Annotated in this window: 17 protein-coding genes and 2 pseudogenes; 14 read left to right on the top strand and 5 right to left on the bottom strand. The window is 72.3% G+C overall.

What is annotated here, in order from left to right:
• Window positions 1–86 precede the first annotated feature (86 nt).
• From IF27_RS14675 to IF27_RS14705, 7 genes are all read left to right on the top strand, one after another.
• Entirely contained in the window at window positions 87–2930 is a 2844-nt protein-coding gene (locus IF27_RS14675) for a discoidin domain-containing protein (protein ID WP_110945895.1), read from the top strand.
• A gap of 266 nt (window positions 2931–3196) precedes the next feature.
• Entirely contained in the window at window positions 3197–4510 is a 1314-nt protein-coding gene (locus IF27_RS14680; protein ID WP_052850015.1) for an L-fuconate dehydratase, read from the top strand.
• The gene (locus tag IF27_RS14685) at window positions 4503–5531 is read left to right on the top strand and encodes an aldo/keto reductase (protein ID WP_190232964.1); all 1029 of its coding nucleotides are present in this window, start codon (window positions 4503–4505) and stop codon (window positions 5529–5531) included. The genes IF27_RS14680 and IF27_RS14685 overlap by 8 nt, the downstream gene beginning before the upstream one ends.
• Before the next feature lie 234 nt (window positions 5532–5765).
• Entirely contained in the window at window positions 5766–7067 is a 1302-nt protein-coding gene (locus IF27_RS14690) for an MFS transporter (RefSeq protein ID WP_223291060.1), read from the top strand.
• On the top strand, window positions 7064–7849 hold the full coding sequence (locus IF27_RS14695; RefSeq protein WP_052850016.1) for an SDR family NAD(P)-dependent oxidoreductase: 786 nt from the start codon (window positions 7064–7066) through the stop codon (window positions 7847–7849). The genes IF27_RS14690 and IF27_RS14695 overlap by 4 nt, the downstream gene beginning before the upstream one ends.
• A gap of 184 nt (window positions 7850–8033) precedes the next feature.
• Window positions 8034–9230 carry a S8 family peptidase gene (locus IF27_RS14700; protein ID WP_052850017.1) on the top strand — a complete coding sequence of 399 codons (1197 nt, stop codon included), beginning with the start codon at window positions 8034–8036 and terminating at the stop codon, window positions 9228–9230.
• 278 nt (window positions 9231–9508) lie between these two features.
• Entirely contained in the window at window positions 9509–10492 is a 984-nt protein-coding gene (locus IF27_RS14705) for a hypothetical protein (protein WP_052850018.1), read from the top strand.
• A gap of 93 nt (window positions 10493–10585) precedes the next feature.
• Here the strand turns inward: IF27_RS14705 and IF27_RS14710 are convergent, their stop codons facing one another.
• Window positions 10586–11161 (bottom strand): TetR/AcrR family transcriptional regulator, encoded by a 576-nt coding sequence (locus IF27_RS14710; RefSeq protein WP_052850019.1) that lies wholly within the window; start codon window positions 11159–11161, stop codon window positions 10586–10588.
• A gap of 190 nt (window positions 11162–11351) precedes the next feature.
• Here IF27_RS14710 and IF27_RS14715 point away from each other — a divergent pair, with 190 nt between their 5' ends.
• Together IF27_RS14715 and IF27_RS14720 are read left to right on the top strand one after the other, a co-directional pair.
• On the top strand, window positions 11352–12179 hold the full coding sequence (locus IF27_RS14715; protein ID WP_052850020.1) for an SDR family NAD(P)-dependent oxidoreductase: 828 nt from the start codon (window positions 11352–11354) through the stop codon (window positions 12177–12179).
• Window positions 12176–13087 carry a DMT family transporter gene (locus tag IF27_RS14720; RefSeq protein WP_052850021.1) on the top strand — a complete coding sequence of 304 codons (912 nt, stop codon included), beginning with the start codon at window positions 12176–12178 and terminating at the stop codon, window positions 13085–13087. Before IF27_RS14715 ends, IF27_RS14720 begins: the two co-directional genes overlap by 4 nt.
• A gap of 970 nt (window positions 13088–14057) precedes the next feature.
• On the opposite strand, the pseudogene IF27_RS30315 reads toward IF27_RS14720, so the two are convergent.
• Window positions 14058–14222, bottom strand: a pseudogene (locus IF27_RS30315) (pirin family protein); the annotation flags it as partial.
• 124 nt (window positions 14223–14346) lie between these two features.
• A complete protein-coding gene (locus IF27_RS30320) occupies window positions 14347–14532 on the bottom strand; it encodes a tyrosine-type recombinase/integrase (RefSeq protein WP_338058207.1) in 186 nt (61 codons plus the stop codon).
• Here IF27_RS30320 and cutA point away from each other — a divergent pair.
• The 3 genes and pseudogenes from cutA (at window position 14509) to IF27_RS14740 (ending at window position 16668) form a co-directional block, all read left to right on the top strand.
• Window positions 14509–14823: a divalent-cation tolerance protein CutA gene (cutA, locus tag IF27_RS14730; protein ID WP_110945898.1), complete on the top strand. Its 315-nt coding sequence runs from the start codon at window positions 14509–14511 to the stop codon at window positions 14821–14823. The two genes, IF27_RS30320 and cutA, sit on opposite strands and share 24 nt — an antisense overlap.
• Window positions 14824–14939: 116 nt before the next feature.
• Window positions 14940–15970 (top strand): annotated as a pseudogene (locus tag IF27_RS14735) (alpha/beta hydrolase); the annotation flags it as partial.
• Between the two features lie 44 nt (window positions 15971–16014).
• Window positions 16015–16668, top strand: a complete 654-nt coding sequence (locus IF27_RS14740; protein WP_052850023.1) for a hypothetical protein — start codon at window positions 16015–16017, stop codon at window positions 16666–16668.
• A 205-nt stretch (window positions 16669–16873) separates the two neighbouring features.
• Here the strand turns inward: IF27_RS14740 and IF27_RS14745 are convergent, their stop codons facing one another.
• Window positions 16874–17602, bottom strand: a complete 729-nt coding sequence (locus IF27_RS14745) for a TetR/AcrR family transcriptional regulator (RefSeq protein ID WP_110945899.1) — start codon at window positions 17600–17602, stop codon at window positions 16874–16876.
• Window positions 17603–17692: 90 nt separating this feature from the next.
• Between IF27_RS14745 and IF27_RS14750 the strand changes: the two genes are divergently transcribed.
• Complete coding sequence (locus IF27_RS14750; RefSeq protein WP_052850024.1) at window positions 17693–19207, top strand: MFS transporter; 1515 nt, start codon at window positions 17693–17695, stop codon at window positions 19205–19207.
• Between the two features lie 525 nt (window positions 19208–19732).
• Here IF27_RS14750 and IF27_RS14755 read toward each other — a convergent pair.
• Window positions 19733–20695, bottom strand: a complete 963-nt coding sequence (locus IF27_RS14755; protein WP_052850025.1) for a pirin family protein — start codon at window positions 20693–20695, stop codon at window positions 19733–19735.
• Window positions 20696–20927: 232 nt separating this feature from the next.
• On the opposite strand from IF27_RS14755, the gene IF27_RS14760 reads away from it, so the two are divergent.
• A complete protein-coding gene (locus IF27_RS14760; protein WP_052850026.1) occupies window positions 20928–22010 on the top strand; it encodes a LacI family DNA-binding transcriptional regulator in 1083 nt (360 codons plus the stop codon).
• The last annotated feature ends 38 nt before the right edge of the window (window positions 22011–22048 follow it).

Here is a 22048-nt window from a genome sequence, read left to right on the forward strand (position 1 = left end):
CGTCACCTCACACAGTCCCCCTTCCTCACGCGTGCGCTCACGCACGCGCAGTTCACCGCACAGACCCCGCTCGAAGGAGAGACATCATGGGGCAGGAGAGAACAGCGCGCGAAACACCCGGGTTCCGTAGGCGCTCGGTCCTGGCGACCTCGGTGGCGCTCGGCGTCGCCGCGCCGCTCGCAGGTCAGGGGCAGGCGCTCGCCCAGTCGTCGGCCGGTGGCCGGCACGGGTCGGGCGGCTCGCGCCCGTCGGAGCGGGAGCGCTGGGACACGCTGCACGCGAAGCTGGCGGCGATCACCGGCGTCTGGACCGACGAGAACTACGTCGGCGGCGTCAACAACACGATGCCGGACACGGCGCTGCTGGGGAACGGCGACGTCGGCGTCACCTCGGGCGGCAGCCCAGGCGTGAAGACGTTCCGCATCGCCAAGGGCGACTTCTGGAACGGCAACCCTGGCCCGGTCCCGGCAGCGGTCGGCGGCGTGAGCATCGGCTCGGCCGTGCCGCAGGACTTCGGCAACCTGGCGCGCGGCGCCACGGCGACCGCGAGCGCAAGCCACGACGCGTTCACGCCCGACCGCGCGGTGAGCGGGCAGTGGACCGGCGGGTACGAGGGCTGGGTGTCCCCGGTCGGCAAGCCGCAGTGGATCGCCCTCGACCTGGGCAGCGAGCAGACGATCGCCCGCTGGGTGGTCCGCAACGACGAGGCGGCCCGCCCCGGCAACCGGTCGAACAACACGAAGGACCTGGTCTTCCAGACGAGCGCCGACGGCGCCTCCTGGCAGGACGTGGACGCGGTGACCGGCAACAGCGCCCCGGTCATCGACCGCGACATCGCGCGCGTCACCGCCCGCCACGTGCGGTTCTTCATCACCGAGCCCACCCAGGCCGACACCGAGGACTCCACCGCGAACCCGCGCGCCCGCGTCGGCCAGATCGAGCTGTACGCGGAGACGAGCGCCGAGAACCCGAACACCCCGCCGGAGGGCGCGCCGTTCCGCGAGGAGCAGCACATCCTGGACGGCAGGATCACGACGAAGCTGACGATCGACGGCACCCCCCTGGAGCTGACGACCCGCCTGGCCGCCGAGCGGAACGTGCTGGTCACGACGCTCACGTCCCGGGGCGACGCGCCGCTGCGGCTCCAGCTGTCCACCTGGGCGGGCACCCCGATCGCGCGCGCCCAGTACACCAACGCCTCCGGTGCCGACGGCAGCACCCTGTGGGCCGAGCGCACGACCGCCCCCGGCGACAACTGGGTGTCCAAGGCCGTCCTCGCCACCCGCGTCCTCGGCGCGTCCGTCGAGACGCCCGAGGTCTCGGGCGCGACGGTGAAGACGTACGTCACCGTCAGGCCGGGCCGCACCATCGACATCGTGACGGCGATCGCCGGTGGCGGACGCGCGCCGCGCGACCCGAAGCGGGAAGCCCTCGCCCTGGCGGGCGCGCAGAACAGCCGCTCGCTGCGCGACCTCGACAGCAGGCGCGTCGCGTGGTGGAAGGAGTACTGGCTGCGCTCGGACGTCCACCTGGGCAAGGCGACGCTGGAGCGTTTCTACTACGCGGCGCAGTACTTCCTCGGCGCCTCAAGCCGCCCGGGCAAGGTGTCCCCCGGGCTCTACGGCCTGTGGACGACGACGGACTTCCCCCAGTTCAGCGGCGACCTGCACCTCAACTACAACGCGCAGGCGCCGTTCTACGGCGTCTACTCCAGCAACAGGCCCGAGCTGGTCCGCCCGTTCCACCAGGCGATCCTGGAGTACGTGCCGGAGGCCAAGCGCCGCGCGCGGGAGGACCTGCGGCGGCTGAAGGAGGACTACATCGACGCGCGCTTCCCCTCGGGGGGCCTGCCCGGCGGTGTCTTCTTCCCGGTCGGCATCGGCCCCTGGGGCTCCACGACCGACAACAGCTACTGGCAGCAGGTCTCCAACTCCCTCTTCTCCGCCTCGCAGTTCGTGGAGTACTACGAGTACACGCTGGACCGTGACTTCCTGCGCGAGGAGCTGTACCCCTTCCTCTCCGAGGTCGCCGAGTTCTTCGAGCACTACCTGGAGTACGACGCGTCGGCCCGCCGTTACGTCCTGTGGAGCGGGCCGCACGAGGGCTCCTGGGGCAAGGACTCGACCGCCGACATCGGGCTGCTGCGGCAGACGCTCGGCGCGCTGATCAAGGCGTCCGAGGAGCTGCGCCGCGACGCGGGGCGCCGCCGTACCTGGCAGCACATCCTGGACCGCCTCGCGGAGCCCGCCACGGGCGAGTACGACGGCCGGACGGTCTACACGCTCGCCGAGGCGGGCAGCATGGTCGGCGACACCCGCGACATCCGTCCTGGCGACAACACGGTCAACCTGGAGTTCATCCACCCGGCCGACTACCTCGGCGTCACCTCGGACGAGGAGCGGCGGCAGATCGCCATCGACACCCTCGACGTCATGAACTCCTGGGGCAACGACAACAGTTTCCCGAAGGTGTTCACGCAGGCGGCCAGGATCGGCTACCCGGCCCAGTCGCTCATCGACCGCTTCGTCGGCGTCGTCGAGGGCGAGTTGGCGGCCAACCTGCGCATCCGTGACCCGCACCACGGCATCGAGAAGTCGGGCGCGACCGAGGCGGTCAACAGCATGCTGGTGCAGAGCCACGACGGGGTCGTGTCCCTGTTCCCCGTGTGGCCGTCCGACGCCGACGCGCACTTCAACGACCTGCGGCTGCCGGGGGCGTTCCTCGTCTCCAGCGCGTTGAAGGGCGGCACGGTGCGCTACGCCGAGTTCACGAGCGAGGCGGGCGGCACGCTGAAGCTGGCCAACCCCTGGCGGAGCGACCGCGTCTCGGTGACCGACTCGCGCGGCCACCGCGTGGACGCCTCCGTGCGGCACGGGGTCATCACGGTGCGGACCGGCAAGGGCCGGACGTACCGCGTCACCCCGCGCTGACCGGCGGCGCCTGAGAACGGCCGGGCCCGGTGGTGCCCTCCCGTAGCACCGGGCCCGGTCCTCCCCCGCCGCCTCCGCGCGGCAATTGACCCGACCTCTTCGCCCCTTTGAACCAGACATCCAGGGGTGAAGCGGCACATTACAAGATATTGGTCCGATGAATGTGTCCTACCATGGGTGACGCGGCTGCCACGGATCTCCCCCGGGAGACCGCGCGACGAGACCGCCCCACCCCGACACCTTCACGCGAGCCTGAAAGGCAAACCGTGCCCCCAGCCCTGTCGCGCGTCACCGCGCTGGACACGTTCGACATCAGGTTCCCCACCTCCCGGTACCTGGACGGCTCGGACGCCATGAACCCCGACCCCGACTACTCCGCCGCCTACCTGGTGCTGCGCACCGACGCGGGCGACGGGGCCGAGGGACACGGATTCGTCTTCACCATCGGCCGCGGCAACGACGTGCAGGTCGCCGCGATCGAGGCCCTGCGCGCCCACGTCGTCGGCCTGCCGGTCGATGCCCTGTGCGCGGACCCCGCCTCGCTCAGCCGCGCGCTGGTCGGCGACAGCCAACTGCGCTGGCTGGGCCCGGAGAAGGGCGTGATGCACATGGCGATCGGCGCCGTCGTGAACGCCGTGTGGGACCTGGCCGCCAAGCGCGCCGGCGTCCCGCTGTGGAAGCTGCTCGCGGACGCGACACCCGAGTGGCTGGTCTCCCAGCTCGACTTCCGCTACCTCACGGACGCGCTGACCCCCGACGAGGCCCTGGACCTGCTGCGCCGGGGCAAGAAGGGCGCCGCCGAACGGGAGGAGCAGCTGCGCGCCCAGGGCTACCCGGCGTACACCACCTCGCCCGGCTGGCTCGGGTACTCGGACGAGAAGCTGACGCGGCTCGCCCGCGAGGCGGTCGCCGACGGCTTCGCGCAGATCAAGCTGAAGGTCGGCGCCGACCTGGCGGACGACATCAGGCGCTGCCGGGTCGCCAGGGAGGCGGTCGGCCCCGGCGTGCGCATCGCGATCGACGCGAACCAGCGCTGGGACGTCCCCGAGGCCGTCTCCTGGACGCGCGCCCTCGCCGAGTTCGACCCGTACTGGATCGAGGAGCCGACGAGCCCGGACGACGTGCTGGGCCACGCGGCGATCCGGCGTGAGGTCGCGCCCGTCAAGGTCGCGACCGGCGAACACGTCCAGAACCGCGTCCTGTTCAAGCAGCTGCTCCAGGCCGGGGCCATCGACGTCGCGCAGATCGACGCGACGCGGGTCGGCGGCGTCAACGAGAACCTGGCGATCCTGCTGCTGGCGGCGAAGTTCGGCGTCCCGGTGTGCCCGCACGCGGGCGGTGTCGGGCTGTGCGAACTCGTCCAGCACCTCGCCATGTTCGACTTCGTCGCCCTGTCGGGCAGCACGGACGGCCGCGTCATCGAGTACGTGGACCACCTGCACGAGCACTTCGTGGACCCGGTGGTGATCCGCGACGGGCACTACGCCGCCCCGACCGCCCCCGGCTTCTCCGCCACGATGCACCCGGGCTCCCTCACCGACCACGTCCACCCGGGAAGCGGGGCACCGCAGCATGACTGAGCCGACGCACACGCCCGGCGCCGCCACCCCCGCCCTGCCGCGCGCCACGCTGGGCCGCGGCGCCGTCCCCGTGACCCGCCTGTCGTTCGGCGCGGCGGCCCTCGGCAACCTGTTCGCGCCCGTGGACCCGGCCGCGGCACGCGCGGCGGTGGACGCCGCCTGGGACAGCGGCATCCGCTACTTCGACACGGCGCCGCACTACGGGCTCGGCCTGTCCGAGCGGCGGCTCGGCGAGGCGCTGGCCGACCGCCCGCGGGACGCGTTCACCGTGTCCACCAAGGTGGGCCGCCTGCTGGTGCCGGGGCCGGGCGAGGGCGACGACCTGGCGAACGGCTTCGCCGTCCCCGCGACGCACCGCCGCGTGTGGGACTTCAGCGCGGACGGCGTGCGGCGCAGCGTCGAGGAGAGCCTCGAACGGCTGGGCCTGGACCGGGTGGACGTCGTGTTCCTGCACGACCCGGACGACCACGCCGAGGAGGCGTTCGGCGAGGGCTACCCGGCGCTGGAGCGGCTGCGCGCCGAGGGCGTCGTCGGCGCGATCGGCGCGGGCATGAACCAGGTGGCGATGCTGACGCGGTTCGTGCAGGACACGGACGTGGACGTCGTGCTGTGCGCCGGGCGGTACACGCTGCTCGACCAGTCGGCGCTGACCGATCTGCTCCCGGCCGCCGCCGACCGCGGCACGTCCGTCGTGGTGGGCGGCGTGTTCAACTCGGGCCTGCTGGCCGACCCGAGGCCGGGCGCGACGTACGACTACGCCGCCGCGCCCGACGCGTTGCTGGAGCGGGCGCAGCGGATGGCGGCCGTGGCGGCGCGGCACGGCATCCCGCTGCGGGCGGCTGCGTTGGCGTTCCCGTCCGGGCATCAGGCGGTGTCGAGCGTGCTGGTCGGCATGCGGTCGGAGGCCGAGGCGCGGGACGGGGCCGCGCTGTTCGGCGCACCGGTGCCCGCCGCGTTCTGGGCCGAGCTGGTCGCCGAGGGCCTGCTGCACGAGGACGTGCCCGTACCGCAGGGGCGGTAGGCGGGCCGGGGGCAGGGGAACGCGGGGGCGGTCCCCTGCCCCCCGGGCGGCGCCGCTATCGTGGTCCCGCTCGATCCCACCACTCAACGTTTCTGCCCGGCGCTGGAGCCGACGCCGACGAGGGCCGCGTGTCCGTCCCGTCCGCGTCACCTGGACGACTCCTGGCGGCGGGAGGCCGCGCCCACGACGGGCGCCGCCTCCCCGACCGTCCCACCGCGCAGCGGAAGGTTCGCCGTGACGCCGCGGCTCCGGTTCCGTACCCCCACGCACGCCCCCGCCCGTACGACGGGCACCGCCTCCTACCGTTCCGCCCTACGGGTCCCGGGCGCCGCGGCCTTCTTCCTGGCCGCGGCCCCCGCCCGGGTCGGGGTGGCCATGGCCGGTCTCGGCATCGTCTGGATGGTCCACGCGGGGACCGGGTCCTTCGGGGCCGCGGGGCTGGTCACCGGCGCGTTCGCCGTGGCCGAGACCCTGGTCGGCCCGCAGACGGCCCGCCTCATGGACCGTTTCGGACAACCGCGCGTCCTCGTCCCCCTGTTGTGCGCGCACGCCGTGGTGATCGCCGCGCTGGTGGCGCTCGCCCTGTCGGAGGCGTCCGCCGCGGCGCTGACGGCGGCCGGTCTCGCCGCCGGGGCGACCGTCCCGCAGTTCGGCGCGCTCTCGGCGGCGCGCTGGTCGGCGCTGCTGCACGGCAGGCCGGAGCTGACCCCGGCGTTCGCGCTCGAAACGCTCAGCAACGAGGCGGCGTTCCTCGTCGGCCCCGCCCTCGCGGTGCTGGTGGCGACGCAGGTGCACCCGGCGGCGGGCACGGTGCTCGCCGGGGCGCTCGTCGTCGGCGCGGGACTCGTCTTCGCGGCGCTGCGCCGCACGGCCCCGCCGCCCGCCGCGCCGCCCGCCCGCGACCGTGACGCCGCCCGGGGCCGACGGACGCTGTGGACCCGGACCTTCGCCACGCTGCTGGTGGTCAACCTGGCCCTCGGCGTCTTCTTCGGCTCGACCCAGGTGTCGGTGAGCGCCTTCGCCGAGGCCCACCACGCCCCCACGGCCGCCGGGTTCCTTTACGGCCTGATGAGCGCGGCGAGCCTGCTGACCGGTCTGCTCCACGGACGACGCGGCGGGCACCTCCCGGCCGGGACCCAACTGCCCGTGATCCTGACGCTCCTGGCCTGTGCGTCGCTGCTGCCGCTCCTGGCCGACTCCCCCTGGCAGCTCGGCCTCGCGCTGCTGCTGCCCGGGGCGTGCGTCGCGCCGTGCATCATCGTGGCCTCGACACTCGTCGGGTCGGCGACGGACAGGTCGGTCCTCACGCAGGCGTTCACCTGGACGAACTCCGCGAGCGCGGCGGGCATCGCCGTGTCCGCCGCCGCGACCGGGCGGCTCATCGACGGTTCCGGCGGGGCGCGGGCCGGGTTCGCCGTCCCCCTGCTCGTCCTGACGGCGACGGCGGCGCTCGCCTGGTACAACCGTCACGCGCTCACGGCCGGGCAGGCCGGTCCGTCGGGCGACCACACCGGAGGGACTGGGCAAGGCACATGAACAACGGCAGACCGGCCGACACGGACGGCTTCGACCTGACCGGGCAGACGGCGCTGGTCACGGGGGGCTCGGCCGGTCTCGGCCTGGCCATCGCGCGCACCCTGGCCCGGGCCGGTGCCTCCGTCGTGATCGCCAGCAGACGTCGGGACGCGTGCCGGGAGGCCGCCGCGCAGCTCACGGCGGCGACCGGGCGACCGGTGCTCGGCCTGGCCTGCGACGTGAGCGACGAGCGCGCCGTCCGCCTGCTCACCGACGAGGTGGTGGACCGTCACGGCCGCCTGGACGTGCTGGTGACCAGCGCCGGTGTCCAGGCGCGCGGGGAGATCACCGACCTCGACGTCGCCGCACTCCGGCACGCGTTGGAGGTCAACGTCGTCGGCACCTTCCTCGCCTGCCAGGCCGCCGTGCCGGTGATGCGCGCCGCGGGGTACGGCCGCATCGTCACGCTCGCCAGCGCGCTCGGGCTCGTGGGCGCCGCGGGCCGCGCGGGCTACGCCGCGACCAAGGGGGCGGTGGTCCAGCTGACACGGAGCCTGGCCGTGGAGCTCGCGGGTTCCGGCGTCTGCGTCAACGCGCTCGCGCCCGGGCCCTTCCGTACGCCGCTCAACGAGGGCATCGACGACGATCCGCGCGTCCAGGACTTCCTGGCCCACCAGGTCCCGGCCGGGCGCTGGGCGCAGCCGGGCGAACTGTCCGGCGCGGCGTTGCTGTTGGCGAGCCCCGCGGCGTCCTACCTCACCGGCGCGGTCCTCCCCGTCGATGGCGGCTGGACGGCCCACTGACGCGGCGAGGAGCAGCGGGGAGGGCGCGGGCGGAAGCCGCCCGCGCCCTCCCCCCGTTCAGGTCACGGCCGTTACGGGACGCGCGGGAAGCGGGTTGTTGCGGTAGCGAGGGAGCCGATCCACGCACCCCCAGTGGCGGCGCATGCCCTCCTCCTCCCCTCCCCGATGCCACAAGGACACCTCCATGGGCCTGCACGCACTCCGGCGACCAGCTCTCCTGCTGCTCGTCTCCCTCGTCTCCCTCGTCACCGCGACCGGCACCTCGGGCGCCGCGGCCGTCCCCGGAACGAGTCCGGTCGTCGCCGTCGGACAGTCCCCGCTGGCCGTGCCGGGCGAGTACATCGTCACGCTCGCTCCGGACGCCTCACCCGGTGACGTGCTGACGAAGTTGGACGTCGAGCCGATGTTCACCTACGGCACGGCGCTGCGCGGGTTCGCCGCCCGGCTCACACCGGCCCAACTGCGGCTGGTCCGTGCCCTGCCGGGCGTCGGCGCAATCGAGGAGAACGGCCGCGTCGGCCTCGACACGACGGAAGGACGGGCCCGGGCCGACACGCAGGCGGAAAGCTGGGGGCTGGACCGGATCGACCAGCGGCACCTGCCGCTCGACGGCCGCTTCGGCACCGTCGGCACGGGCGAGGGCGTCACGGCCTACATCCTCGACACCGGGATCGAGACCGCGCACGAGGAGTTCGCCGGGCGCGCCACGACCGGGTTCGACGCCGTCGGGGACGGTCGCGACGGCCAGGACTGCCACCTCCACGGCACGCACGTCGCCGGAACCGTGGGCGGCTCCACCTACGGCGTGGCGCCCTCCGCGTCCCTCGTCGCCGTCCGCGTACTGGACTGCCAGGGCGAGGGGACCGTGGCGCAGACCCTCGCGGGCCTGGACTGGATCGCGGCCGACGCCCGGGGGCCCGCCGTCGTCAACGCGTCCATCGGCGAGCCCGCGTCCGAGGCGCTCGACAACGCCGTCAACGCGACCGCGGGCCTCGGGGTCCTGCCGGTCGTCTCGGCCGGGAACAGCGCCGAGGACGCCTGCGGCCACTCCCCGGCCCGCGCGGAGAACGCGCTCACCGTCGGCGCCGTTGACCGGCACGACGAGCAGGCCGACTTCAGCAACTTCGGCCCCTGCCTGACGCTGTACGCCCCCGGCGTCTCCATCACCTCCGCGCAGCTCGGCGGCGGCTCCCGTACCCTCAGCGGCACGTCCATGGCCGCGCCGCACGTCGCCGGAGCCGCCGCCCTCCTCCTGGAACAGGCACCGCAGTCCTCTCCCCGGGAGGTCGTCCGCCGTCTCACCGCCGCGGCCACCGAGGGCGCCGTCACCTCCCCCGGCGTCGGCTCGCCCGACCGCCTCCTGTACACCGGCGGCCTGTGACGCGGCCCGGCCCGCCCCGGTCGAGGGACCGGAGCGGGCCGGGGCGGGGACGTCACACGTTCCAGCGAGGTTCCGCGGGACGGGGGACGGGGCGGAAGGACGCGGGTGTCGGCGGTGGCGCGCCGCCGCGCCCACGCCCCGGCGCGCGGCCAGGCCCGGTCGTCCCCACCGCCGGTCCCGTGGCCCCCACGGACGTGACGTCCCGTGGTGCGAGGCGTTGAGCAGCCGTACGGCGAAGCCCCGACCTCGATCACGTGGGAGTCCTGATGGATCTTGAGATGGCGTCTGCGGACCATCCGCTGGAGATGCGGCCCGCGACTGCCGGCGAAGGGGGGCAGTACGAGGGCGACAAGGCCCCCATGGGCCCTCCGCTCCTCTTCGCCGGGCAGGCGGACCTGGAGGCCGGCGAGACCCCGCAGGCCGTGGAGGGGATCCCGCTGGTGGACGCCGGTGAGGACCCCGGCTACCGCATCCCCCAGGACATCGCCGCCGCCGGACTGGCCAACGACGCCGAGCGCGTGGACAAGTGGACGTCCTCGCTGACCGACGGGCAGCTGAGTGAGCTGAGGTCCCTGGCCGGGGACTGCTTCAGCGACTACGAGTTCGCCAAGGGCGGGGGCGTGACGTTCATCGACTCCACCTCGACCAACGAGGCGGAGAAGTACATCTACGACCACTTCGGGGACTTCCTCGAAGCGGCCGGTGGCGCCAACCGCCTGGTGACCTCGGGCACGCTGGACGTGCGCTACCCGTGGGCGGTGTCCACCGACACCGCGCAGGGGCCCACGAAGCTCAGCTTCACGGTCACCAACACCATCAGCAACACCCACAGCGAGACCGACGGCTACTCGGTGGGAGGCTCCTTCAAGATCTCGGTCGGAGGCATCGGAGACCCCTCCTTCTCCGGCAGCTACACCCACAGCAGCACCAACAGCACCACCTGGACCTCGACCGGTGCCGTCGGCTCCGACCTGACCGTCGCCGACAAGCAGTGGGGCCGCATCGACCTCTTCAAGGTCGGCGGGACCTACGAGCGCTACCTGTTCTTCATCCTGCGCGGCCTGCCGGTGGACGGCGACGACCCCCGCTACAGCGTCTTCTACTTCAACCGGATCCGCTTCCGGTGCGCCTCGGGGCTGATCGCCTTCCCGATCAAGAACTTCTTCGTCAAGTCCCCCGACAGCCCCTCTCCCTCCGTACGTCTGCAACGCCTGTGGGCCGACGGCGAGACCCCGCCGGGCAAGGACTTCCCCACGTCCTGACACCCGGCACAGGAACGGGCCCGGACCCGGCGGACGGGGCTCCGGGCCCGTCGTACGGCACGCTCAGGCCTGGAGCGACCTGCCGGACAGGACCTAGGCGCGGGGACCGGCGCCGCGCAGCAGGGTGTCGATGATGCGGGCGGCGAGGGCGTCCGGGTCGGCGCCGTCCGCGGTGCCGCGCAGGGACTCCCCGATGAGCGCGTAGTAGACCCGGCGCACCCAGTCGAGGTCGGCCTCCGCGTCGATGAGCCTGTCGGCCCGGGCCCGCTCCAGCACGGCGGTGCAGCGCCGGGCGATGGCCTCGTGGAGGGCGGCGGCCTCGCTGCCTCGGTCGGCCGACTGCTCCAGGGCGAACGCCCAGGCGCTCTTGACCTGGAGGACGTTGGCGGTGATCCGGTGCATCGCCACCAGCGGCGGCGCGGTGTCCGGCCTGCCGTCGTCCACGGCCTGGGCGAGTTGGCGGGCCGCCGACAACGCCAGTGCCTCGATCAGCGACTGACGGTTGGCGAACCGCCGGTGGATCGTCGTCCTGGCCACCCCGGCGGCAGCCGCGATCTGCTCCATGGAGGCGCCGGGGTCCTCGGTGAGCACCCGCTCGGCCGCCTCCAGCACCGCGCGCACGCTGCGCTCCGCGTCCGCCCGCAACGGGCGTGCCGCCGTCTCATCCATCGCGTCTCCCGCTCGACCGCGTGCCGACCTGTCCACTTGCCACGGTAGATCCTACATCGCAGATGCGTTCATGGACTCAACCGCATCATGCATGTTGCAGTTCTGCGGATTAAAGGTACTGTCTCTTCTCAGTTACTGCCCGCCGCCGACCACGGACGGCGGCCATCGTCCCTGTGCCCAGGAGGAGTTCATGTACAGCACCGCCCTCGTCACCGGAGCCTCGTCCGGCCTCGGCGCCGAGTTCGCCGAGCAGCTCGCCGCCCGGGGAACCGAGTTGATCCTGGTGGCGCGGTCGGCCGACAGGCTCGCCGCGCTCGCCGAGCGCCTGACCGCCGAGCACGGCGTCCGCACCCACGTCCTGGTCCAGGACCTCGCCGAGCCGGACGCGGCCCGCCGCGTCGCCGAGTGGCTGGCGGCCCGCGGGCTGCGCGTCGAGCTGCTGGTCAACAACGCGGGCTTCGGCACCTGCGGCCGGTTCGAGGAGATATCCGGTGCCAGGGACCACGACCAGCTGATGGTCAACGTCGTCGCGCTCGTCGATCTCACCCACCAGTTGGTGCCCGGCATGCTGGCGCGAGGCCGTGGCGCGGTCCTCAACGTCGCCTCCAACGCCGGGTTCCAGCCGTCCCCCTATTTCGCCGTCTACGGCGCGGCCAAGGCCTTCGTCCTCAACTTCGGCCTCGCTCTGCGCCAGGAGTACCGACGCCGAGGCATCCGCGTGCTCACGCTGTGCCCCGGCCCGGTGGAGACCGCGTTCTTCGACACCATCGGCACCCGGAGGGCGGCCGTCACCGGTTCCATGACCACGCCGGAACCCGTCGTACGCGCCGCGCTGCGGGCGCTGGAGCGCGACCGCGGCTACGTCGCCCCCGGATTCGGCAACGCCCTGGGCGCGCACCTGACGCCCCGCCGCCCCCGGACCCTGGTCGCCGCCATCGCCGAACGCGTCACCCGCAAGGTGCTGACCCCTTCGGCTTCGGCCGCCGCCTCGGCGCCGGGTCGGGAAGACGCCGCATGAGGTCCGTTCCCGCCCCGGTCGGCGCGGCCTCGGCGATGCTTCTCGTCGGCACCTCGACGGCCGTGTCCGCCACCATCGCCGACTACCCGGTCCTCGCCGGACAGGCGCTGCGCTACGCGCTCGCCGCCGCGATCCTGCTCGCCGTCGTGCGCCATCGGCGCCTGCCACGCGTCCGCCTGACGCCACGCGACGTCCTGCTGCTGGCGGCACTGGCCGCCACCGGTCTCGCCGGGTTCAACCTGTTCCTCGTCGAGGCCACCCGCCACGCCGGGCCCGCCATGATCGCCACCGTGGTCGGCGCCGTCCCGCTCGTACTCGCCCTCGTCGGGCCGCTGACGGAACGCCGACGTCCCGCCGCCCGCACCGTCGGCGCCGCGACCGTGGTCGCGCTCGGCGCGGCCGTCGCCGCCGGCCTCGGCTCGGGCAGCGCGACCGGGCTCCTGCTGTCGCTCGGGGCCCTTGTCGGCGAGGTGGCCTTCTCCCTGCTCGCCGTCCCGCTGCTCCCCAAGCTCGGCCCTCTGCGGGTCGCCGCCTATCCCGCCGCGCTGTCGGTGCCCCTGCTGCTGGCCGTGAGCCTCGTGGTGGAGGGCGCGAGCGCGCTGCGAGTGCCCACGTCCGGCGAGGCGGTCGCGTTCGGCTACCTCGGGGCGGTCGTCACCGCCGCCGCGTTCTTCCTCTGGTACGACGCGTTGCGTCGCCTCGGCGCCGACCGTGCCGGTCTCTTCGCCGGTCTCGTGCCGGTCGGCGCGCTGCTCACCACCGTCGCGCTCGGGCTGGACCGGGCCGGGCCAGCCGACATCACCGGCGCGCTGCTCGTCGCCGCGGGCGTCGCCATCGGGCTCCGACGGCCCACGGCCGACGGGGCCGCGCAGAGCGCGCCGGTTCACGCGGCGGCCCGGGACGACTGACGTTCCCGGACCACCCGCGGGCAGGCCGCGGCTGTCCCCGGGGGCGGAAGCGATCGTCGCGGCCGGTGGCGGGCGGGATCACCGGCTTCAGAGGGAGGACCGGGCGATTTTTTTCGACACCGGACGAGTTCCCGGCGGCCTGCGCCGTCCTCCACCTGCGATCGGCCTCCGCGACGTCCGTGATCACGATGCCGGACACCGCCGCGGAAGGCCCGGCGGTCGAGCACGGTGTCGTCCGCCCCGGCCTCCGCGGAGAGCTGCGGGCCCCGGGCGTCTTCACGCCCCGCAGCGCCGGTGGGCGTGCGTCCGCGCGGTTTCAGGGGGAGTCGGCGGAAGAGGTGCAGCGGGGAGACGCGGCGCTCGCCGAAGATGCCGGAGGGACCGTGTGCGAGGGCGACCGTGACCTGGTGGTCCAGGTACGTCGAGCGGAGGCAGGCGGGGACGTCGAGATCCGTGAACCAGTCCGCATCGACCAGCGGGTCCCCGTGGTGGACGGGGACCTGCCAGTCGGCCACCGTCACATCCTTTCGGCCCCGGACGTCCGCCTCGGCGGCCAGGCGGTCGAGCACGGTGTCCGCCAAGCCGCGGCGCACGCAGTCGGGCTTGAGCAGGACGACGCCCCACCGGCTCCAGTCGATCCCGCCGAGGACCCCACCACGCCCTTCCGGGGGCCGTCTCACCGGGCGCCCCTCACGCTGGGCGGGACGTGCTTCGGCCACTTGTTCACGACCAGCCGGCTCAGGCCAGGCGACAGGCCCGACGCGGACTGATCGACCGTCAGGTGACTCGGCATGGGCCAGCAAGAAGTCCGGTAGCCCCTGTCACACCCGTTCGAACCTGAGAAGCGAAGCCCCCCGTTCCTGACCATCCGGATCCTGGTCAAGCCCGGGGGACGACGCTCGGAACAGCTTGGGACAGAGCACGCTCAGCGAGGTGTCCGGACAGCTGGCGCACGGAAGGAAACCGCAGGTCAGCGGGCGCGGCCCCGGGGTTTGAGCGGGGTCGGCGGGAGGGGCGGGGCGTCGAGGCGGGGGCCGTCGTAGCCGTGGACCTCGCCGAAACGGTCGCCCGTGGCCCAGTCCTCGCGGGCCCGCGCGATCTCCTCGTGCGAGCGGCCGATGAAGTTCCACCACATCTCACACTGTCTCGGTGTATCTGCAGGTCAAGCGGGGTGAGGACCTTAGAGGGTCAGCAAAAGGTCAGCATGGCGGCCACGGCGATCACGTTGAGACCTGACTGCGACAGAGCACGCCACGATCTCAGGCTGTCAGACCTACGTCGAGGAGCTTGGCCGCCCTGCCGATCGAGCCAGGCAAGAGGTGACGGTAGATCTTGAACGTGACGTCGATGCTGTTGTGCCCCATCCACTCAGCCACATCGGTTATCGGGATGCGCTTAGAAAGGCAGTTCGAAGAAAAGAAGTGACGGAAACCGTACATGACCATCCCCTCGGGGATATCAATCTCCTCAGACCTCTTTATTCGCTGCCACTGGTTCGAAAGGTAGTAGTACGGGAACGTGCGCCGGTCAGCGCCTTCTACTGGTGGAAGGGGGAGGTCGAAGCGGCGCAGGAGTGGCGGATCTCCTACATGACTTCAACGGACCGTCTCCCGGCGCTGGAGGCGTGGTTGCACGAGAACCATCCGTTTGACGTCCCCCAGTGGATCACCCTGCCCGTGACCGGAGGATCGGAGGCGTACCTGTCCTGGGTGGTCGAAGAGACTCATCCGCAGTAAGGCACGCCACGGCGCCTCACGTCACCGGACCTGCTCGCCGGGATTGCTCACGACGCGAACGCCAGCAAGTAGCCAGCGAGGTCGCGCTCGGTGTCGGGGAGCCAGGCAGCGAGGCACGCGGCAACTTCCCTCCGTACGCGCACTCCGCGGCCGATGTCGCGCGGGAGGCGGGGAACGCACGGAAGATCGCCAAGCAGTGCGCGACGTCGAAGACGTCGTGGATGCTGCCGCACACCACCACCGCGAACACCGCGCGTGACATGGACCGGATCCGGGCCGCGCTGGGAGAGCGGAAGCTCTCGTACCTCGGTCACTCCTACGGCACCTACCTCGGTGCGGTGTACACGACGCTGTTCCCCGGCCGCAGCGACCGGATCGTGCTCGACAGCAACGTGGGTCCCGGCGGTTACGACGTCACGGCCATGCGGCTGTTCGGCCGTGGGCTGGAGGACCGGTTCCCGGACTTCGCGAAGTTCGCCGCCGCGCACCCGGAGTACGCACTGGGCACCACCCCGAAGCAGGTGAAGGCCAAGTTCTTCGAACTCGCCGAGCGGCTGGACAAGAAGCCGTCCCACGGCACGGACGGGACGATGTTCCGGGCCATCACGTTCGGCAGCCTCTACGGCGACGGATCCATGCCCCATCTGGCGAGGTCTGGCAGGCGCACGACACCGGCCAGAAGCCGCCGCCGGAGCCGCCGGTGCCGAACCCGGAGAACTTCATGTCCTCGCGCTTCTACGTGGTCTGCGGTGACACGCGCTGGCCGGACAAGGTCCGGGACTACCAGCGCAACGTCGCCGTCGACCGGCTGAAGTACCCGATGCTGGGCGCGTCGTCGGCAGGTATCGGGCCGTGCGCGTTCTGGCCGGACGAGCGGGTCGAGCCGCCGGTTCGGATCGGTGACCGGGGGCCGTCGAACGTACTCCTGCTACAGAACGAGCGCGACCCGGGATCGCCGCTGGTAGGCGCCCAGAAGCTGCGGCGGGCATTCGGGAACCGGGCCACGCTGGTGACCGCCGACCAGGGCGGCCACGGTATCTACCCCTGGGGCCGCAACACCTGCGCGAACGACTCGGTGACCACGTTCGTGACCACCGGACAGCGGCCGGAGCGCGACCTCGCCTGCGCGGCGGAACCCGCCGAGTAGGGCGCGCCCGGCCGAGCCGATCGAGTAGTGAGGGAGCGGGAGTCATGTTCGGAACGTCGCGGCAGCGTCGGGCGGTGCGGCGGGTCAAGCCCGGGGACGGGCGAGCGCTCGAAGAGTTCCGCTGGTGGCAGTCGCTCAGCCGCGTACTGCTCTACCTGCGACTGCCCGGCCACAACGGCCAACAGACCGTCTACGCCGTCGACGCCAAGCGGTGGGGGGATCAGCAGACCGGCGAGTACAAGGCCGATCTGTACCTCCACGGCAGGCATCACGCACGGGCCAGGCTCCCTGCCGCCTTCCCCGTCCCGGGCGGCGTCATCGAAGTGAGGATGAGCACCTTCGGGCTCAAGCGCTGCCACTACGTCACCGCCGACGGAGCCGAGTACCAACTCGACCCGGACCCCCGCTCCTCCGAAGGACGCCGCGCCCGGTTCGACCGCGAGCACCCCGCGCTCAGCGGCCTCATCGGCTTCCTCTCGGCGACCGTGCTGGTCATCGCCCTGCTTCTCCTCATCCCGCAGATCGCCGAACCGCTCAGCGAGGTACCTCCCGTGGCAGAGCGCTTCGGGACGTTCACCTCGCCCGTCCGACTGCCGGCCTGGCTCAACGTCACGGTCGTGGTCGCCAGCGTGGTGTCCAGCACGGAGCGAGCCCTGCGGCTGCGTTACAGCCGGCTCCTCGACGGCGCCGCGGGCTGACCCCCGCCGCATCCGAGCAGGGGTGCCGCCGGGGCGTAAGCCCCGACGGCACCCCGCCGCACCGCAACGACCCGGACCTCCGCCACTCGACGCGAGAACACACAGAAACCGGTTGCCGAGGGCTCGACCACGTGTCTCCCGCCGAGTTGAGGCGCTTCACCGAGTCGCTTCACCGAGGCGCCACGCGAGCATCACGCCGAAGGCGCTACGCGTGGTCCCCGTGCGAGGCCAGGCCGGCCAGGAGGAGGCGCATGCCGCGGTCGAAATGCGAGTCCCAGTCGTCGTCCTCCAGAAGCGGGAAGTGGCCGGCGAGGGTGGGATACGCGTCGGTGTGCGCACTGATGTGGGCATCCATCGCCGCGCGGGTGGCGGCTTCGTCGGTTCGCTGCTGCCACACGGCTTCGGAGGACGCGGAGCCGATCACGTAGTGGCTGATCGCCGCCGCGGCGGACGCGAGGTACGCGCCGTGGAAGCCACCGGCGGCGAGTGCGGTGTAGGCGAACTCCGAGGAGCGCAGGGCGTTCGGTCCCACGAGGGGCCGCGAATTCGCCAGGGCCGCGGCCCACGGGTGCCGCAGCAGTACGCCGCGCAGCCCGGTCATGAACGTCTCGATGTCGTCCTGCCACGAGGCGCTGTGCGCGGCGGGGATGTCGAGTTCGGCGAAGACCGCGTCGAGGGCCAGGTCCAGGACGTCGTCCTTGGTGGCCACGTGCCAGTACAGGCTGGTCGCGTGCGCGCCGAGCCGGTCCGCGAGCCGACGCATGCTCAGTTTGGTCACGCCGTCGCGGTCGAGCAGTTCGACGGCAGTCGCGATGATCCGTTCGTGCGACAGGTGAGGTCGCGTCCGGGTGGTCTTCTCCGCGCGGAACCATACGGCTCCCGGCGCGTCTTCCAGCGTCTTGTTTCCCTCGTGCTTGTTCGGCTTCGCGCTCACGAGGCCGCAGCCTACTCCGTTGCCGACACCCGTCCACCTCCCCTACAGTGGTGGAGAAAATCCAACACTGTTTGAGAACGAGGGAGGGACATGAGCGACGAAGAAGGTCACCCGCGCCGGTGGGCGATCCTGGTCGCGCTGTGTGCCGCGCTGCTGGTGATCGTCATCGACAACACGGTGCTGCACGTCGCGGTGCCCGCCATCGGCGAAGCCTTCGACGCCTCGACCGGACAGCTCCAGGCGGTGATCGACGCGTACGTCGTGGTCTTCGCCGGTCTCCTCATCACCGCGGGAGTGCTCTCCGACCGGTACGGCAGGCGACGCACCGTCATCGTGGGACTGCTGGTCTTCGGGGCGGCCTCGGCCCTCGCGGCCGCCGCGCCGTCGGTGTGGTGGCTGATCGCGATGCGGGCTCTGATGGGGGTCGGGGCGGCGCTGGTGATGCCCGCGACGCTCGCGGTGCTCGTCGCGGTCTTCCCCGCGAAGGAACGCCCGCGCGCCTTCGCGGCGTGGAGCGCGGTCGCCTCCGTCGGCATGGCCGCGGGGCCCCTGCTCGGCGGCGCGCTGGTCGACGCGTGGAGTTGGGCCGGGGTCTTCCTGATCAACGTCCCGGTCGTGGCGCTGGCTCTCGTCGGGGTGGCCCGGCTGGTGCCCGAGACCCGGGTCGCCGGCAGTCGTGGACCGGACCTGTACGGCACCCTCCTGGTCACCGCGGGCATGATCGGCCTGGTGTGGGCTCTCATCGAGGCCCCGGCATACGGCTACACCGCGCCACCGGTACTGGCCGGGGCGCTGGTGGCGGTGGCGGCGCTCGTCGCCTTCGGCGTACGGCAGGTCCGCTCCCCGATGCCCATAGTCGATCTGCGGCTCTACCGCGACCGGCGGTTCTCCGGGGCGAGCTTCGCGGTGGCGGTGATCACGATCGCCACGGGCAGCACCCTGTTCGTCCTGAGCCAGTATCTGCAACTGGCCCTGGGCTACAGCGCCTTCGAGACGGGGCTGGCCGCGGTACCGCTCGCCGCGGGCGTCGTCGCGGGCTCGGCCGTGGGCGGCCGGGCACCGGCCAGGTTCGGGACGCGGACCTGTATCGTCGCCGGGTTCATGATCACCGCGGCCGGTTTCACGGTGCTGGCCTCGCTGAACGAGGGCAGCGGCTATGTGGCGGTGTCCATCGGGCTGGCGCTGGCCGGTGCGGGATCCGGTATCGCGGGGCCCTCGGCGACCAGCACGGTGCTGGGGGCGGTGCCGCCCGAGCGGGCCGGTATGGGCTCGGCGCTCAACGACACGCACCAGCAGCTCGGCATCGCGCTGGGCGTGGCCGGGCTGGGCGGTCTGCTCGCCTCCGTCTACCGGAACTCGCTGCCGGACGCCCTGCCCGAGCACGCGATGAATTCGCTCGGGGCCACGCTGTCGTACGCCACGGGCCTCGCGGACGGCGGAGAGCTGGCCGAAGCGGCCCGTTCGGCCTTCGCCCACGCCCAGTCCGTCACGATGAGCGTCGGGGTGGTGGCCGCCCTGACCGGTGCCGCCGTGGCAGCGATCGCACTGCCGGGCCGCACCGCCCCGGCGACGGCGGAGCCCAAGGAGGCGGGGACACCCGGCTGAGGAGGGCCGCACCGGCACCGGGTGAGCGACGTCTGGGCGCCAGCTCACCCGGTGCTCGGGCCCGTCGATCGGTGCCTCGGGCCCGTCGATCGGGCCCGACGCTCCGCGCGGACAGTGCCTTTCGCCGAGCCGCCTCAAGAAATCGGCGCGGACAGTGCGGAAGCCGGTCGCGGTGGGCTTCCGTAGAAATACCGGAGCGTCAACGCACGCCGGTTCGGAATACCTTCTTCCGGTCTACGGATCCGCCATTTTCCATGATGGCTCCACGGTAGTGGGGCGATAGAGATCGCACAGCACATCCATGGAAGCACCCGGTAGCGTGTACTCCCGGACGGGCGTTCCGCAGTAAGGTCAGCAAAGGGTCAGCAAGTGTTTGATTAAACCTGGTCACAGGTGCCAACACCTGCAACAGCAACCTCCACCAAGAAGGCACAAGCAGCGGACACAACCGCGCCCCCTCGCCACGCTGGCGAGGGGCATGGCGAAGACCACGAGGCGGGCTGCGACGGGATCAATCAGGCCAGGTCAGCGCACCCGACCACGTGGTTTCAGGGCTACCGGGGGGAGTTCCGGGGCCGGGAGGCGGGTGCCGTCGTAGCCCTTTACCTCGCCGAAGCGGGGGCCCTCCATCCAGTCCTTGCGGGCCGCCTCGATCTCCTCGTGGGAGCGGCCGATGAAGTTCCACCACATGACGAGGTGTTCCTCGAACGGCGTGCCGCCCAGCAGCATGAACGACGCGTCCGCGTCCGCGCGTACCGGCAGTTCGCGGCGGCCGGTGCCGAGGTAGAGCAGGGCGTCCGGGCCCAGCGGCACGCCGTCCACCTCGCAGACGCCCGACATCGCGAGCGCCGCGTACTCGAACTCCTCCTCGACCGGCAGCCGCGCGGCGGTCCCGGCCGCGACCGTGACGTCGGCGCCGACCAGCGGGCTGTGGACGGTTCCCGGCGAGGTGGCCCCGTCGAGGGTGCCGAGGATCACCGTCGCGCGCAGCCCGCCGCCGCCCGCGATCTCCGGCAGGACGGCGTGGTGTTCGAACGCCGGGTCGCGGTGGCGGTGCCCGTCGGGCAGGGCGACCCACAGCTGGGAGCCGTGCAGCGTCGGGCCGTGGGCGCGGGGCGACTCCTCCGAGTGCGCGATGGCGCGACCCGACGTCATCAGGCCGAGTTCGCGCGGCCGTACGGTCCGCAGGCTGCCGAGGCTGTCACGGTGCAGCACCTCGCCCGCGTGCAGCCAGCTGACGGTCTGGAGACCCATGTGCGGATGCGGCGGCACCTGCATCCCCGGCTCGTCCGCGATGTCGTCGGGGCCGTACTGGTCCACGAAGCACCAGGCGCCGACCATGCGGCGTCCCATCGCCGGGAGCAGGCGGCGGACCACCGTGCTCTCGCCGAGCGGCACGGACTTGCCCGCCAGGAGTTCGCGTACGGGCCCCGTCCCGTGGGTCCCGCCGCACGGGGTCGGGACCGGCCTCAGATCGAGATTGCTCATGCCCTGATCCTGCACCAATCCCCCCGCCGGGGGCGGCTGTCAATTGTCGGGGTCCGTCAAAAAACCATGTACACGTTTACATCAGTCCCCGCACGCCGCCAGCTGCCGCTCACCGAGGGCGAGTTGGCCTCCCGCGGCTGATTCGGTCCGGTCACAAGATCTTTTCCTGCAAGCGATTGCATTCTCTCCGCAGTCGGCAGTACGTTCGGCTCACCGCCGTGATCGGAGGGTTATGGCCGCCAGCATCACCGACGTCGCCCGGCGCGCGGAAGTGTCCACCGCGACCGTGTCGCGCGCCCTGCGCGGACTGCCGAACGTCTCCGAGGCGACTCGGGAACGGGTGCTGCGGGCCGCCGAGGAGTTGCAGTACAGCGTCTCCCCGCACGCCTCCCGCCTCGCCTCCGGCAGGACAGGGACGGTCGGCGTGATCCTGCCGTTCGTGAACCGGTGGTTCTACAGCCAGGTGGTCGCCGGGATCGACTCGGTCCTGCGCGCCAACGACCTGGACGTCCTGCTGTACAACCTGGGCGACGAACGGGTGCACGAGCGGTTCTTCGCCCGGATGCCGCTGCGCCGCCGGGTGGACGCGCTCATCGTGCTCAACCTGCCGCTGTCGGCGGCCGAGTGCGAGGCGCTGGTCTCGATGGACGTGCCGACGGCCGTGCTCGGCACCCGTATCCCCGGCTGCTGGCACGTCTCCATCGACAACGCGGAGGGCGCGAGCACCGCCGTCCGTCATCTCATCAACCTCGGACACCGGCGCATCGGCATGATCACGGGGGCACTGGGCGACCCCCGCGGGTTCACCACGCCGATCGTCCGGCAGCACGCCTACCGGACCGTGCTCGCACAGGCCGGGGTGGCGTACGACCCGGACCTAGAGGTGCCGGGTCACCTGGAGATAGAGGCGGCGGCCTCGGCGATGGCCAAGCTGCTCAGCCTGCCGGACCCGCCGACAGCCGTGTTCGCGGAGTCGGACCAGATGGCGTTCGGCGCGCTGCGCACCCTGACCCGCATGGGACTGCGGGCACCGGACGACGTCTCGGTGATCGGCTTCGACGATCACGAGGCGGCCGAGCTGCTCGACCTCACCACCGTCGCCCAACCCGTAGCTCACCAGGGGGAGCTGCTCGCCCGCCAGATCCTGGACGCGCTGTCCGGGGCGAGCGAGGAGCCGACCCGGGTGGTGGTGCCGACCCGGCTCGTCGTCCGGGGCACCACGGGCGCGGCCCGCGTCGCGCGATCCCTGTATCACATCTCCTCACCTCGGCCGGGACCTGAACCGGACCAGCACAGCCGCACTACTGCGCGGTGAGCCGCTCGATCCGCGCATTTTCCAGGGTCAACTCGCAA

Origin of the sequence: Streptomyces avicenniae, assembly GCF_000719135.1 — a bacterium.
Taxonomy (GTDB): Bacteria; Actinomycetota; Actinomycetes; order Streptomycetales; family Streptomycetaceae; genus Streptomyces; species Streptomyces avicenniae.

Coding starts and splice junctions, on each gene's coding strand:
- IF27_RS14740 (WP_052850023.1), top strand. CDS start 16,015: ATGTTCGGAACGTCGCGGCAGCGTCGGGCGGTGCGGCGGGTCAAGCCC.
- IF27_RS14750 (WP_052850024.1), top strand. CDS start 17,693: ATGAGCGACGAAGAAGGTCACCCGCGCCGGTGGGCGATCCTGGTCGCG.
- IF27_RS14695 (WP_052850016.1), top strand. CDS start 7,064: ATGAACAACGGCAGACCGGCCGACACGGACGGCTTCGACCTGACCGGG.
- IF27_RS14715 (WP_052850020.1), top strand. CDS start 11,352: ATGTACAGCACCGCCCTCGTCACCGGAGCCTCGTCCGGCCTCGGCGCC.
- IF27_RS14710 (WP_052850019.1), bottom strand. CDS start 11,161: ATGGATGAGACGGCGGCACGCCCGTTGCGGGCGGACGCGGAGCGCAGC.
- IF27_RS14755 (WP_052850025.1), bottom strand. CDS start 20,695: ATGAGCAATCTCGATCTGAGGCCGGTCCCGACCCCGTGCGGCGGGACC.
- IF27_RS14700 (WP_052850017.1), top strand. CDS start 8,034: ATGGGCCTGCACGCACTCCGGCGACCAGCTCTCCTGCTGCTCGTCTCC.
- IF27_RS30320 (WP_338058207.1), bottom strand. CDS start 14,532: ATGGTCATGTACGGTTTCCGTCACTTCTTTTCTTCGAACTGCCTTTCT.
- IF27_RS14685 (WP_190232964.1), top strand. CDS start 4,503: ATGACTGAGCCGACGCACACGCCCGGCGCCGCCACCCCCGCCCTGCCG.
- IF27_RS14705 (WP_052850018.1), top strand. CDS start 9,509: ATGGCGTCTGCGGACCATCCGCTGGAGATGCGGCCCGCGACTGCCGGC.
- IF27_RS14720 (WP_052850021.1), top strand. CDS start 12,176: ATGAGGTCCGTTCCCGCCCCGGTCGGCGCGGCCTCGGCGATGCTTCTC.
- IF27_RS14675 (WP_110945895.1), top strand. CDS start 87: ATGGGGCAGGAGAGAACAGCGCGCGAAACACCCGGGTTCCGTAGGCGC.
- IF27_RS14760 (WP_052850026.1), top strand. CDS start 20,928: ATGGCCGCCAGCATCACCGACGTCGCCCGGCGCGCGGAAGTGTCCACC.